The 12,082-nt window shown below is 59.9% G+C and carries 14 protein-coding genes, 1 pseudogene and 1 riboswitch; of the genes and pseudogenes, 7 read left to right on the top strand and 8 right to left on the bottom strand.

Annotation, left to right across the window (positions count from 1 at the left end):
• Positions 1–538 precede the first annotated feature (538 nt).
• Positions 539–778, bottom strand: a complete 240-nt coding sequence (locus ACEN8Z_RS27085) for a hypothetical protein (protein ID WP_495596230.1) — start codon at positions 776–778, stop codon at positions 539–541.
• Positions 779–984: 206 nt separating this feature from the next.
• Between ACEN8Z_RS27085 and ACEN8Z_RS27080 the strand changes: the two genes are divergently transcribed.
• On the top strand, positions 985–1,569 hold the full coding sequence (locus tag ACEN8Z_RS27080; RefSeq protein ID WP_007981326.1) for a YajG family lipoprotein: 585 nt from the start codon (positions 985–987) through the stop codon (positions 1,567–1,569).
• Between the two features lie 119 nt (positions 1,570–1,688).
• Here ACEN8Z_RS27080 and ACEN8Z_RS27075 read toward each other — a convergent pair whose 3' ends face one another.
• Entirely contained in the window at positions 1,689–1,895 is a 207-nt protein-coding gene (locus ACEN8Z_RS27075) for a hypothetical protein (RefSeq protein ID WP_033052291.1), read from the bottom strand.
• A gap of 190 nt (positions 1,896–2,085) precedes the next feature.
• Between ACEN8Z_RS27075 and ACEN8Z_RS27070 the strand changes: the two genes are divergently transcribed.
• On the top strand, positions 2,086–2,364 hold the full coding sequence (locus ACEN8Z_RS27070) for a hypothetical protein (protein WP_495596229.1): 279 nt from the start codon (positions 2,086–2,088) through the stop codon (positions 2,362–2,364).
• Between the two features lie 144 nt (positions 2,365–2,508).
• Here ACEN8Z_RS27070 and ACEN8Z_RS27065 read toward each other — a convergent pair whose 3' ends face one another.
• Positions 2,509–3,675: a 1-acyl-sn-glycerol-3-phosphate acyltransferase gene (locus ACEN8Z_RS27065; RefSeq protein WP_495596228.1), complete on the bottom strand. Its 1,167-nt coding sequence runs from the start codon at positions 3,673–3,675 to the stop codon at positions 2,509–2,511.
• 139 nt (positions 3,676–3,814) lie between these two features.
• Between ACEN8Z_RS27065 and ACEN8Z_RS27060 the strand changes: the two genes are divergently transcribed.
• Genes ACEN8Z_RS27060 through ACEN8Z_RS27050 form a run of 3 tightly spaced genes read left to right on the top strand, consistent with a single transcriptional unit; the run spans position 3,815 to position 4,926 of the window.
• Positions 3,815–3,997: a CPXCG motif-containing cysteine-rich protein gene (locus tag ACEN8Z_RS27060; RefSeq protein ID WP_085715945.1), complete on the top strand. Its 183-nt coding sequence runs from the start codon at positions 3,815–3,817 to the stop codon at positions 3,995–3,997.
• Positions 3,998–4,006: 9 nt separating this feature from the next.
• Entirely contained in the window at positions 4,007–4,267 is a 261-nt protein-coding gene (locus ACEN8Z_RS27055) for a putative signal transducing protein (protein WP_007997086.1), read from the top strand.
• 35 nt (positions 4,268–4,302) lie between these two features.
• Positions 4,303–4,926: an SOS response-associated peptidase gene (locus tag ACEN8Z_RS27050; protein ID WP_495596227.1), complete on the top strand. Its 624-nt coding sequence runs from the start codon at positions 4,303–4,305 to the stop codon at positions 4,924–4,926.
• Between the two features lie 158 nt (positions 4,927–5,084).
• Here ACEN8Z_RS27050 and ACEN8Z_RS27045 read toward each other — a convergent pair whose 3' ends face one another.
• Together ACEN8Z_RS27045 and ACEN8Z_RS27040 are read right to left on the bottom strand one after the other, a co-directional pair.
• On the bottom strand, positions 5,085–5,828 hold the full coding sequence (locus tag ACEN8Z_RS27045; RefSeq protein ID WP_413787378.1) for a methyl-accepting chemotaxis protein: 744 nt from the start codon (positions 5,826–5,828) through the stop codon (positions 5,085–5,087).
• Positions 5,829–5,939: 111 nt separating this feature from the next.
• Positions 5,940–6,137: pseudogene (locus ACEN8Z_RS27040) on the bottom strand (HAMP domain-containing protein); the annotation flags it as partial.
• 1,361 nt (positions 6,138–7,498) lie between these two features.
• On the opposite strand from ACEN8Z_RS27040, the gene ACEN8Z_RS27035 reads away from it, so the two are divergent.
• A complete protein-coding gene (locus ACEN8Z_RS27035) occupies positions 7,499–8,317 on the top strand; it encodes a M48 family metallopeptidase (protein ID WP_495596226.1) in 819 nt (272 codons plus the stop codon).
• A 132-nt stretch (positions 8,318–8,449) separates the two neighbouring features.
• Here ACEN8Z_RS27035 and ACEN8Z_RS27030 read toward each other — a convergent pair whose 3' ends face one another.
• The 3 genes from ACEN8Z_RS27030 to ACEN8Z_RS27020 all read right to left on the bottom strand — a co-directional run bounded on the left by ACEN8Z_RS27030 (position 8,450) and on the right by ACEN8Z_RS27020 (position 11,296).
• Positions 8,450–9,034 carry a TMEM165/GDT1 family protein gene (locus tag ACEN8Z_RS27030; protein WP_007972537.1) on the bottom strand — a complete coding sequence of 195 codons (585 nt, stop codon included), beginning with the start codon at positions 9,032–9,034 and terminating at the stop codon, positions 8,450–8,452.
• An 89-nt stretch (positions 9,035–9,123) separates the two neighbouring features.
• Positions 9,124–9,248, bottom strand: a riboswitch (yybP-ykoY riboswitch).
• Between the two features lie 50 nt (positions 9,249–9,298).
• Entirely contained in the window at positions 9,299–10,297 is a 999-nt protein-coding gene (locus ACEN8Z_RS27025; protein WP_495596225.1) for a methyltransferase, read from the bottom strand.
• A 33-nt stretch (positions 10,298–10,330) separates the two neighbouring features.
• Positions 10,331–11,296 (bottom strand): 2-hydroxyacid dehydrogenase, encoded by a 966-nt coding sequence (locus tag ACEN8Z_RS27020; RefSeq protein ID WP_495596224.1) that lies wholly within the window; start codon positions 11,294–11,296, stop codon positions 10,331–10,333.
• 91 nt (positions 11,297–11,387) lie between these two features.
• Here ACEN8Z_RS27020 and ACEN8Z_RS27015 point away from each other — a divergent pair, with 91 nt between their 5' ends.
• Positions 11,388–12,017, top strand: a complete 630-nt coding sequence (locus ACEN8Z_RS27015) for a LysE family translocator (RefSeq protein ID WP_495596223.1) — start codon at positions 11,388–11,390, stop codon at positions 12,015–12,017.
• The last annotated feature ends 65 nt before the right edge of the window (positions 12,018–12,082 follow it).

Genomic DNA, 12,082 nt, shown 5'->3' with positions numbered 1-12,082 from the left:
TATGGTCGATACATCCGTTTGTGCAACCAAATCCGTAGCGGACAGGCTTCAGGCTCCGGTGTTCGAGGAATACTCGGTCCTGTGTCGTTGGGCTGTTGTAGACGCTAATGGTGCATGTTCAGACGCAAAACTATTCATTTGCTCGCCACACTCTTGTGAAGTTGTGAAAACCCGTTTTTTTCACGCTCTTTTGAAGACGTGAACCTCAAAAAGGGCTGTCCCAGCCTGGCACCGTGCCCGGATGGATTGCCGCCATGGGGATACAGGGCAGGCAAAACGGGCAAACAGCTCAGTGACCGAGCGTAATGACAGCTCTGCAGATTCGCGAAAAGTGGAGGTTTTGCTCAACAAAACAGCAAGCGCGCCAGCTTCACTCGATCTGTGTGGGCGGCTCTCTGTGGGCGGTGCGGGGTGTCAACACAAGCGCATTGACGATGCTGCGAGGCCCGATCAGGAGACGTCCTTATAATCGGGGGGAGATTGTATCTAAGAAACGCAGGGAAATGGTCGTGTTTAATGACTTTTATTAGGTGTTTGGTCAGGTCGTCATCATTTGCTGTGCACGCGAGCGTGGCTGATGCTGTTGCGAAACGATGCGGGCGTCGGCAGGCAACGGCTGATTCAGCCAGTTCAGGCGGATCTCTTCGATTTCAACCCAGCCATCGCCCATGGGCTGGAGGCTGCACTGCTTGAAGGCCTGGCAGTGGCCGTTGCAGTCGAGCAGGGCGAAGCAGCGATGCAGCGGGCGTGGCGCGAACAGAGAGATCAGATGGCGCATGGTGGAGTACCTTGTTGGTTTTCTGAAGAAAACGATAATCGCAAGCCATTACGTGCAAGTGTATGAGCGGTGACATCTGTGTGACAAGAACCTCCTTCCCGGGGGGCTTGTCAGATATTTCATCGTTCACTGTGCGGTGCTGGTTCCCCGCAGTAACGCACCGCTATACTGCCAGCCTGATTGTGCCTGATTCTGGAGAGAAGAGCATGTTGCAACGCCTGTTGTTCGGTTTGATTACTGTGACCAGTTTGACCCTGGTTGGCTGCGCCCACAGCCCGCAACAACTGAGCCCGGAACCCAAGCTGACCGCCCAGTTGGCCCCGGTCGGCCATGGCCAGCCTGTCGTGGTGCGTGTCGTGGACGGTCGTCCGTCGCCGACACTGGGCACCCGTGGTGGTCTGTATCCGGAGACCAGCGCGATTACCGTGCAGGGCGCGCAGATCCTGCCGAAGCTGCAGGCCCAGGCTGAAGCCGCCGTGCGTCTGTTGGGCTTTACCCCGACGAACAATGCCATGAATGCACCGCAACTGACCGTGACCCTGACAGAGTTGAAGTACCAGTCGCCCAAGGAAGGCCTGTACGTGACCGAAGCCACCATCGGCGCGACGTTCCGCTCCGATGTACAGAACGCCAACCGTCGCTACAGCGGCCGTTATGGTTCGTCCCTGGACCAGCGCTTCGGTATGGCGCCGAACCAGGAAACCAACACCAAGCTGGTCAGCGATGTGCTGAGCGATGCGTTGACCCGCCTGTTCAAGGACCCGACCGTGGGTCAGATTCTCGGCGAGTAATGCGAGCCCACTGTAGGAGCGAGCTTGCTCGCGATGGTCGTTAACGATTACGCGGGAAATCTGATTCCCCGCGGCGCCCTCAAGTCCATCGCGAGCAAGCTCGCTCCTACAGATCGGTATCAGGCGGCTTGCGAGTAAAAATCCAGCACGCTCACGCCCGTCAGCAAGTCCGCCTCCGGCAAATCCGCATGCTGGTGGCCACCGAGTGCGCAATACACCAGCCAATGGCGGTCCTGAACATTGAAGGCGAGGCTGCCGACGAGGGCTTGTTGTTCTTCGCTGGGGGTGATGAGGTAAAGACGATCCTGGTTTTCGGCGTGGAGCATGACGTAGTCCGTGTCGGTTTCGAGGTGCGCATGGTCGCCGATACAGATGACGAAGCCGTGACTCAGGACAGCCATTGATCAATTGCTTCGTTATTTGTCGGAAACTGAGGGCAGGCGCGAAAGCTTTCGGTAGAATCCGCGCCGCGGTCGCCGGTCCGGCACCTGCCACCTGTTTTACTTGAGGTATGTGATGTCGCTGCACTTGATGACGCTGTTTACCGCCCATCCCGCCAAATTGATCAATCTGCTGGCCTTGCTCTTTACCTTCCCGGGCGGCTGGTTGCTGCACTCCACCCGTCGTCGTGAACTGCGTGCGATGGCCAGTTTGCAGGCGCAGCGCCAGAGTAGCCCCAACGTAGAGCCTACCCTGGATTGGGCGACCTTGCGCATGAACCGGTTTTTCTACATCTTCGGTTTTGCCTGCTTGGGGATGGCGCTGCTGGTGTCGTGGATCAGCACTCAGGTTTGAATCTGAAGTAAACCCTGTGGCGAGGGGGCTTGCCCCCGTTCGGCTGCGTAGCAGTCGCAAGCTTATCAGGGCCGCTTCGCAGCCCAACGGGGGCAAGCCCCCTCGCCACAAGTCGGCGCCGTTTTTGCATTTGGTTGAAACCGCTTAAAGCGGTAAGCCAGCCTTCACCCGGTACTGATTGCGCACCGGCGTCGCATATTGCAACACCAGGAATGGACGATGCTCTTCCGGGCAGGCATCCAGGCGGCGTTGCCATTCTTCCTGGGCCTTGGCCAGCTCCTCGGCCGGGAACACGTCGGCGGCCTTCGGCACCTGCAACGCTGGATCAGCATCTTTCCACTGCGCGTAAGCCAGGTAGTGCACCGGGAACAAGCGGTATCCGCTGAGGATTTGCCTGTCCATCTCGACCGCCAATTGCTTGGTGTCTTCGAACAGTTCGGTGATCGGCGCGGCAAAGTTCACGTGCACCCGGCCCTTGTAGCCGGTGATGCCCTTGGCGATGCTCACGTCATCCTCGCCCGGTACCTTGGTGTAGCTGCCGGTAGTGGCGCGGATGTACAGCTCGCGGGCCTTGGCCTGATCGCACGGGTCGTATTCGTAGCTGATCGACACCGGTGTCAGGTTCAGCGACTGAATGACCTCGCCGAACGGCTCGTCCTTGCGGCTCATGTGGAACATCTTGAGGATCGCCGATTCGGTACGGTCGTCACCGTCCTTGGCGCGGCCCTCGGCCTGGGCAATCCAGATCGAGGCGCAATCGTTGCGGATCGAATGGTTGATGTACGCCGAAAGCAATTGATAGGCCGCCATTTTCTCCCGGCGACCGCTGATCGAGCGGTGCACGATGAAGCTCTTGTTCAGCCGCATCAGGTCGCTGACGAAAGGCTTTTGCAACAGGTTGTCGCCAATCGCGATGCGCGGGGTCGGCAGGCCGGCGTGGTACACGGCGTAGTTGACGAAGGCTGGGTCCATCACGATGTCGCGGTGGTTGGCGATGAACAGGTAGGCACTGCCGGACTTGAATTGCTCCACACCGGTATAAGTAACACCGTCGGTGGCGCGCTCAATGGTATGGTCGACGTAATGCTCGACTTTGTCTTGCAGCGTGGCCACGGAGTTAATGCCGGCAAACTCACGGCGCAGCCGATGGGCTATAAGAGGTTTGAGTGCCCAGCCTAAAGCGCCGGCGAAACGCGGGAAGCGGAAGTGGGTGAGGATATCTAGAAACGCCTTGTCGCCGAGCAGTCGTGCCAGCACTGCCGGGACTTCACTGTCGTCGTAAGGTCGGATGGCATCGAATTCGCCCATCATGCTCTCTTGTTAGAAACGGCTAGGGTAAGTAAAGGTTTTGATCGTAAACCGGCGGGGCACGGTCTGAAAAAGTAGCCAGACAAAAATAGCCCTGCAAATAGACCGGCGATTATACGCACAAGTCACTTGGGAGACCGCGATGCTGGAAAACGCACTGTATGAATGTCCGTATTGTGGTGAGGAAGTCGAGACGACGCTGGATTTGTCCGGTGGCGATCAGACCTACATTGAAGACTGCCAGGTGTGCTGCCGGCCAATAACCTTCGTATTGCAGGTTCATGGAGAGGAATGGCATCTCGAAGTGTTCAGTGAAAACGAATGAGGGGCGTGTATGCAGCGCATCTACGATCCGGAAAACCTGATGGAAGGCGAGTTGCTGCAAGGCATGCTCGCCAGCGAAGGTATCGAGGCGCATCTGGTGGGCCGTGATTTGCTCGGTGGCAGCGGCGAGTTGCCGATCTATGGCCTGCTCGGGCTGTCGGTCGATAACGACCAGGCCGAATACGCCCGCGAGCTGATCACCGCGTACAATGCCGCGCTGCCGCTGTCCGGTGATGAACCGGACAGCTTTCCCGGCACGCTGGTCTGTTAGGCTGGCGTTCGTTTGATCAAGAGCCGTGTTGCCCCATGTGTGGACGTTATGCCCTGTTTCGCTGGAATCCCGCCTTCGCGGCGCTGCCCGGTTTTCCCGCCGACCAGCAGGCGCAGTGGAACATTTCCCCCAATGATTCGGTGTTGATGCTGCGGGCCGGGCCTGACGGTCAACGCACGCTGGCCCGCGCCCGCTGGGGCCTGACGCCACCCTGGCTGACCGATCTGTCCCGCACCCCAGCCCATGCCCGCGCCGAAACCGTTGCCGAACAACCGATGTTCCGTGAAGCCCTGCGCTTGCGCCGCTGCCTGTTGCCGGCCAATGGTTTCTATGAATGGCGCGGCACGACGCGCAAGCGCCCGTACTGGCTGACACCGGGGGAGGGCTCGTCATTGTTTTTTGCGGCGATCTGGGAGGCCTATCCGGTTCAGGAGCAGGTTTGGCTGAGTACCGCCGTGATTACCCAGCCGGCGGCAAGCCAGCGGCGGCCGTTGATTCTTGATGAGGCGGGGCAGGCCGCGTGGCTGGACCCCGAGACGCCGTTGCATGCTTTGCAGGCATTGCTGGCCAGTGAACCTGCCGCGTTGCGCGAACGGGTGCTGGCCAACATGGTGAATGATCCGAAGCTCAATGGGCTGGAGTGTCTGACTCCGGGTTGAGTTATTGGGTGGCTGAACCGGCCCTATCGTCGGAGCGCCGCCCGGAGCAAGCTCGCTCCCACACTGGAACTCTGTCGTACACATATTCTGTGTTCACTGAAGATCAAATGTGGGAGCGAGCTTGCTCCGGGCGGCGCTCCGACGATGGGGGCTTCGGATCAGACCCTGAACTGATTGATCAACCGCCGCTGCTGTTCGGCCAGCTTGGTCAGATCTGCACTCGCCGCACTCGACTCATCCGCGCCGCCTGCCACTTCATTGGCCACCTGGCCGATATTGATCACATTACGGTTGATGTCGTCCGCCACCGCACTTTGTTCCTCGGCCGCGCTGGCAATCTGGGTGTTCATGTCGTTGATCACCGACACCGCCTGAGTGATGGTTTCCAGCGCTTCGGCAGCCTTGGCCGCGTGCTGCACGCTTTCATCCGTGCGGTTCTGGCTGTCTTCCATGACTCGCACCACATCCCGCGTGCCTTGCTGCAATTGCTGGATCATGGTCTGGATTTCTTCGGTGGCCTTTTGCGTTTTCTGCGCCAGGTTACGCACCTCGTCGGCCACCACGGCAAAACCACGGCCCTGCTCGCCGGCACGGGCAGCTTCGATGGCCGCGTTCAGGGCCAGCAGGTTGGTCTGCTCGGCGATTCCGCGGATGGCGGTGAGGATCGCGTTAATGTTTTCGCTGTCCTTGGCCAGGGTTTGCACCACACCGACGGCCCGGCCGATTTCCACGGCGAGGGCGCCAATCGAGTTCGACGTATCACGCACGATCTGCATGCCCTGGCTGGCGGCCTGATCGGCATGGCTGGCGGCCTGTGCGGCCTGAGTCGCGTTGCGTGCCACGTCCTGGGCGGTGGCGGTCATTTCCTGCACGGCGGTGGCCACTTGATCGATCTCGGCCATTTGTTTGTGTACACCGGTGTTGGTGCGGATGGCGATGTCGGCGGTGTGTTCCGACGAATCGCTGACGCTCTGCACCGATGTCACCACCTGGGTGATCATCGCCTGCAACTTGGCCAGGAAGGTGTTGAAGCCTTTGGCGATCGAACCCAGTTCATCGGCACGGTCGCTGGTCAGGCGCCGGGTCAGGTCACCTTCGCCCTGGGCGATATCGTCGAGCATGGCCACCATCTGCTTGAGCGGACGGGCGATACCGTGGCCCACCAGCCAGATCACCAGCAAACCGATACCGGCAATCACCAGGCCGACCATCGCCATGCCGAAGGTGTCGGATTTTCGCTGTGCGTTCAGGTCGGCCTGAAGTTTTTGCAGGTCGGCCATGACCGCATTCAGCGGCAATTGCAGCATCAGGGTCCAGCGGGCGTCGGTCTGGCCGATGCCGAAAGGCAGGTACAACTCGATCCGGCCCTGGGCCTTGTCGACGGTGTAGGTGACTTCGCCGCGCTTGAGGTTGGCCATGTTGGCAATCTGCTTGCTGTCGAGGATGTCGCTGACCTTCTCGCCGAATTTGCTCGGGTCCTTGGTATAGGCGACGATCCGGCCATTGCCACCGATCAGGGCCATTTCACCTGCGCCACCGTAGAGCTTCTGGTTGGCGCCCAGGAGCATTTCCTGAATGAAGTTGACCGACAGGTCGGCGCCGACGATGCCCTGGAAGGTGCCATTGAGCATGATCGGTTCAATAAAGGAGGCGAGCATGACGATTTTGTCGCCGACCTTATAGGGCGCCGGATCGATCACACAGGATTTTTTGGTTTCTTTCGAGCACAGGTAGTACTCGCTGGCGCGCACGCCGGTGGACAGGACTTTCTGGTCGTCGACGTCCACCAGTTTATCCAGGCCGAGACTGCCGTCTTCGTTGCGGAACCACCAGGGCAGGAAACGCCCGTTGCTGGCGTCGATGCCGACCACCTGGGTGCCGACGTAGGCCGCATCGTTGTGATCCAGTGCGTTTTTTTCCCAACCGATGTAGGTGCCGAGAATTTTCGGGTTCTTGACCACGTTTTCCTTGATCAGGCCGATCAATTGCTCGCGGCTGAGGCTCAGCGCAGGCTGGCCACCGGTACTCGGTGTGCCGATCAGGGCGTTGACCCGCACCAGTGCGCCGGCTATCAGCAGCGGTGCTTCGAGTTCACGCTGGATCTGGCTGACCTGGGTTTGCGCCAGGGACGTCAGGCGTTGTTCGATGACTTGTTCGAACTGCGCCTGGGTCCGTTCCTGGACCATGTCTTGCGTCCGGGCGCCGGAAAACAGCGCGTACACCACCAGCGCTGCCACGACACTGAGGACGATGGCGCCGGCGAGGGCCGCCACGGAAAACTGGATCGACTTGAATTTCATGGTGGCTCCGCACGCAAAAGGACGACTGCCCAGGTGTATCGGCAGGGTGTCGGGCAGGCATGAGCTCGGGTCGCTGAAATGATTGTTTTTGCGTGCCGGATGTCGCAAATGAATCAATGTGCGGCGTGATGGACTGCGGCTCGTCGCGAATTGTGAATTTTTTCCTGCATCGATGAGAGCTTTGTCCGAATTGTGCGTCTTACGTTTGTTGTATCTGGCGCCGATACATTTCCACGCCTAGGATACGCGGCATGTTTTCAGGGGTTTTTTTGATGAACAAGATTTTGGTTGTCAGTTCACTGAGCGCAGCGCTGCTGCTCACCGGTTGTCAGTCGGTCAACACCACCAGTGGTGGCGCTGTAGGCGTTGAGCGCAAGCAGTACATGTTCAGCATGTTGTCCTCGCAAGAGGTCGACCAGATGTACGCCCAGTCCTATCAGAAGACAGTGGGCGAAGCCTCCAGCAAAGGTGTGCTGGACAAGACCAGCAATGAAGCCCGGCGGGTTCAGGTGATTGCCGACCGGCTGATTGCCCAGGCGCCGACGTTTCGTCCGGACGCGGCTCAGTGGAAGTGGGAAGTCAACCTGATCAAGAGTGATGAACTCAACGCCAACTGCGGCCCAGGCGGCAAGATCATCTTTTACACCGGGCTGATCGACACCCTGAAACTGACCGACGATGAAATCGCCGCGATCATGGGCCATGAAATCGCCCACGCGCTGCGCGAGCACGGTCGTGAAGCGATGTCCAAGGCTTACGGCATCGAAATGGCCAAGCAGGGCGCCGGTGCCTTGTTGGGATTGGGGCAGGACACCATGGCCCTGGCCGATACCGTGGCCAACTACGGCATGACCTTGCCCAACAGTCGCGCCAATGAAAACGAAGCGGACCTGATCGGCCTGGAGCTGGCGGCCCGTGCTGGCTACAACCCGAATGCCGCAATCACCCTGTGGAACAAGATGAGCAAGGTCTCGGAAGGTGCGCCACCGGAGTTCATGAGCACTCACCCGGCATCGTCGAGTCGTATTGCGGCGCTGCAGGCGGCGATTCCGAAGGTCATGCCTTTGTACGAGCAGGCCAGGAAGTCCTGACTTCCATGCGGTGAGGCCGCTACTGCCATCGCGGGCAAGCTCGCTCCCACAGGGTTCGGCGTCGAGCACAAAACCAATGTGGGGGCGAGCTTGCTCGCGATGAACGATAACGCGGTCTATCGACCTAAACCGTCAAACCCACCCACTGCTCTGCATCGCCTTATACACCGCCACAATCGCCAGGATGAAGAACGCCGACGCCGCCAGTCGACGGATCAGGGTCAATGGCAATTTGTCTGCGGCAAAGTTACCGGCCAGAACTACCGGTACGTTGGCAATCAGCATGCCGGCCGTGGTGCCGATGATCACCAGCCACAACTCCGGATATTGTGCAGCCAGCATCACGGTCGCGATTTGCGTCTTGTCGCCGATTTCCGCCAGGAAGAACGCGATCAGCGTGGTCAGGAACGGCCCGAACTTGCGGGCGGTGCTGGCTTCGTCGTCATCCATCTTGTCCGGCACCAGGGTCCACAGTGCGGTCGCGGCGAAGCTCGCGGCGAGGATCCAGTGCAGCATCGTATCGGAGAAGAAACTGCCGACCCAGGCACCGACTGCACCGGCGGCCGCGTGGTTGGCCAGGGTCGCAGCGACGATACCGGCGATGATCGGCCAGGGCTTGCGGAAACGGGCAGCGAGAATGAGCGCGAGCAGTTGCGTCTTGTCGCCGATTTCGGCCAAGGCAACGATTGCGGTAGGTACGAGTAGTGAATCCAGCATCAGGGGTTTTCCTAAGGGGCGGGTCGACACGGCTATGACACGTACAGCCTTCCCGCCCCGGGTAAGGTGTGCGTGTCATAGGTCTTGTCAAACCCTGCGATCCATCTGATGTGGATGCTTGGGTCGCATGCGCCATGGTCTTTTGACCAAGTATGTTGACGCATGCCGGACGAGCGTGGCGCTCGTGGGAGACTACTCCCCTAGGACGGAGCGGATTCTGCCTAGGCAAAATCCTTTCGGCAAGCCTTCTTTTTCAAAGAGGTTTTAGCCGCGTTTTGCCCGATAGATTCTGAAACCCTGTCCTTCGGCCTTGATCGCACACACGCCAAGGTGCTCTTCGATCAGTGGCTGATACTTCAGGAAGCTATTCGCTACCAGGCGAAGTTCGCCGCCGTTTTTCAGATGTTTCGCTGCTTTTCGCAGCAGGTTCTCCGTTGCGAAGTAGTCGGTGTGCACGCCGACATGGAACGGCGGATTGCTCAGAATCGCACTCAAACCCATCGGGGCGGCATCGATTCCGTCACCGGTAATCACCTCGGCTTCCAGACCATTGGCAGCCAGGGTCAGGCGACTGCTGGCAGCGGCAAAGGCATCCACATCCAGCATCGTGACCTGATTGTGCGGGTAACGACGTTTTACTGCCGCGCCCAAGACCCCTGCGCCGCAACCGAAATCGAGCAAGTGACCGCTGGGCAGTTTGTCCAGGTGTTCCAGCAGCAGCGCGCTGCCGCGATCCAGGCGACCATGGCTGAATACCCCCGGCAGGCTGATGACCTTCAACGGGCCTTCGGCCAGCGGCAGTTCGTAGGTCTGCGCCAGGCTTTCCAGCGGCCTGGCTTCAGGCGCGTTGGCCACGGTGACCAGCCAGAGCTGGCAGTGTCGCGCACTGTCGAGTTTGCGTGGCTTGCCGAACGGGTTGAGTTGTTTGGCGGCACCTTCGATGCCGCTTTTTTTCTCGCCGACCAGGTACAGCTCGCGACCGGCCAGCCGCGAGGCGAGGGCGTTGAGAATGTAATCGGTCAGGTCCTTGGCCTTGGGCAGAAAGACCACGGCGGTATCGAAGCCGCGCTCTGGCGCATTCACACCAAAATGACTGCGCTCGGCGAAGCGGGCGTCCAGCGCGGCCTGATTGCCGGCGTGCCAGCACCAGCCATGAGCTTCGGGCAGACGGCCCAGCAAGTCGTCGGCGGGCAAACCGGCCAACAGCACCGAACCCTGGAATAACTCGGCCTGACGAAGCAGTACTTCACTGCGCGGATCCATAACTGCTCCCGTGGAAAAAAGTGCCGCAGTTTATCAACTGACGACTCGCAGCGCCTTACCGCTGAAGTATCCCAGTGCGTTTTCGGTCAATTGACCGACGATCCGCTGGCGCGCTTCACGGCTGCCCCAGGCGTTGTGCGGGGTGACGATCAGGCGCGGAATATCCTGGGCCAGCAGCGGATTGCCGTTGATGGGAGGTTCGACGCTCAGCACGTCAGTGGCGGCGCCGCCCAAATGCCCGTTGCGCAAGGCGTCGGCCAGCGCCTGTTCGTCGATCAGGCCGCCGCGGGCGGTGTTGACCACGAATGCGCCGGGCTTCATTGAGGCCAGTTCACGGGCACCGATGAAGTGGCGGGTGTGTTCGTTGAGCGGGCAGTGCAGGGTCAGGGCATCGACTTGCGGTAGCAGTTCATTCAGTGGCAGGCGGTCCGGCCGGGCAGGGCGTCCGGGAATTTGCCCCAGCACAACGCGCATGCCGAAGGCTTCGGCCAGCCGTGCGACCGCGCCGCCCAATTCGCCATGACCCAGCAGGCCAAGGGTTTTGCCTTCGAGTTCGACAATCGGGTAATCCAGCAAACAGAACTGTTTGGCCTGCTGCCATCGGCCTTCGCCGACGGCTTTTTGATAATCGGCCAGGCGCGTGGCCAGGTTGAGCAGCAGCATGATCGTGTGCTGCGCCACCGATGGTGTGCCGTAGCCCTGGCAGTTGCATACGGTAATTCCATGGGCGCGGGCGGCGGTGAGGTCGACGTTGTTGGTGCCGGTGGCGGTGATCAGGATCAGCTTGAGATCAGGGCTGGCAGCCATGGCGGCGGCATCGATCAGGATCTTGTTACTGATGGCAACGGTGGCGCCCTTGAGGTGTTCGATGACTTGATCGGGCAAGGTCTGGGCGAACAGCTGCAAATCGCTGAAACAACTGCGCAGCGGGTTGAGGTCAAGGTCGCCGAGGTCCAGGGACGGGTGGTCGAGGAAAACGGCGCGGCGAGTGTTCGTCATCAACTGTACCTTTTGTGCATTGAACTGAAGGCGTAATCTGCCGAGCCTACCAGATGAAATAAATAGATACGCTTGGCCTGAAGGAGCCCCCATGTACTGGACAGAGTTCTTGACCGTTGCCCTGATTCACCTGCTGGCCGTGGCCAGCCCCGGCCCGGACTTTGCCGTCGTGGTGCGTGAGAGTGTTACTCACGGTCGCCGCGCAGGCACCTGGACCGCGCTGGGTGTGGGGACGGCGATTTTTCTGCACGTGGGCTATTCCCTGCTGGGGATCGGCCTGATCGTGTCCCAGTCGATCGTGCTGTTCAATGCCTTGAAATGGGCCGCTGCCGCTTACCTGCTGTACATCGGTTACAAGGCACTGCGTGCGCAACCGGCCAAGCCCGTGGCGGACGATCTGCCCAAGGAAGCCGGCGAGCGCACGGCCCGTGGTGCCTTCACCTCAGGTTTCGTCACAAACGGCCTCAACCCGAAAGCCACGCTGTTCTTCCTCTCGCTGTTCACCGTGGTCATCAACCCGCACACGCCACTGGCCGTGCAGGCCGGTTACGGGGTTTACCTGGCGGCGGCGACAGCGGTCTGGTTCTGCCTGGTAGCGTTGTTGTTCAGCCAGCAACGCGTACGCGCTGGCTTCGCCCGTATGGGGCACTGGTTCGACCGGACCATGGGCGCGGTGTTGATTGCGATTGGCGTGAAGCTGGCTTTTACCGAGATGCATTGATCAGATACTTATTGCTGTAGGAGCGAGCTTGCTCGCGATGCTCGTCAACGATAACTCTTGATATC

It is taken from the genome of Pseudomonas sp. Pseusp10 (assembly GCF_059492225.1).
This window is presented reverse-complemented; position numbering and strand designations above follow the sequence as displayed.

Coding starts and splice junctions, on each gene's coding strand:
- ACEN8Z_RS27055 (WP_007997086.1), top strand. CDS start 4,007: ATGCAGCGCATCTACGATCCGGAAAACCTGATGGAAGGCGAGTTGCTG.
- ACEN8Z_RS27075 (WP_033052291.1), bottom strand. CDS start 1,895: ATGCTCCACGCCGAAAACCAGGATCGTCTTTACCTCATCACCCCCAGC.
- ACEN8Z_RS27015 (WP_495596223.1), top strand. CDS start 11,388: ATGTACTGGACAGAGTTCTTGACCGTTGCCCTGATTCACCTGCTGGCC.
- ACEN8Z_RS27060 (WP_085715945.1), top strand. CDS start 3,815: ATGCTGGAAAACGCACTGTATGAATGTCCGTATTGTGGTGAGGAAGTC.
- ACEN8Z_RS27085 (WP_495596230.1), bottom strand. CDS start 778: ATGCGCCATCTGATCTCTCTGTTCGCGCCACGCCCGCTGCATCGCTGC.
- ACEN8Z_RS27045 (WP_413787378.1), bottom strand. CDS start 5,828: ATGGCCGAGATCGATCAAGTGGCCACCGCCGTGCAGGAAATGACCGCC.
- ACEN8Z_RS27020 (WP_495596224.1), bottom strand. CDS start 11,296: ATGACGAACACTCGCCGCGCCGTTTTCCTCGACCACCCGTCCCTGGAC.
- ACEN8Z_RS27080 (WP_007981326.1), top strand. CDS start 985: ATGTTGCAACGCCTGTTGTTCGGTTTGATTACTGTGACCAGTTTGACC.
- ACEN8Z_RS27050 (WP_495596227.1), top strand. CDS start 4,303: ATGTGTGGACGTTATGCCCTGTTTCGCTGGAATCCCGCCTTCGCGGCG.
- ACEN8Z_RS27065 (WP_495596228.1), bottom strand. CDS start 3,675: ATGATGGGCGAATTCGATGCCATCCGACCTTACGACGACAGTGAAGTC.
- ACEN8Z_RS27030 (WP_007972537.1), bottom strand. CDS start 9,034: ATGCTGGATTCACTACTCGTACCTACCGCAATCGTTGCCTTGGCCGAA.
- ACEN8Z_RS27070 (WP_495596229.1), top strand. CDS start 2,086: ATGTCGCTGCACTTGATGACGCTGTTTACCGCCCATCCCGCCAAATTG.
- ACEN8Z_RS27035 (WP_495596226.1), top strand. CDS start 7,499: ATGAACAAGATTTTGGTTGTCAGTTCACTGAGCGCAGCGCTGCTGCTC.
- ACEN8Z_RS27025 (WP_495596225.1), bottom strand. CDS start 10,297: ATGGATCCGCGCAGTGAAGTACTGCTTCGTCAGGCCGAGTTATTCCAG.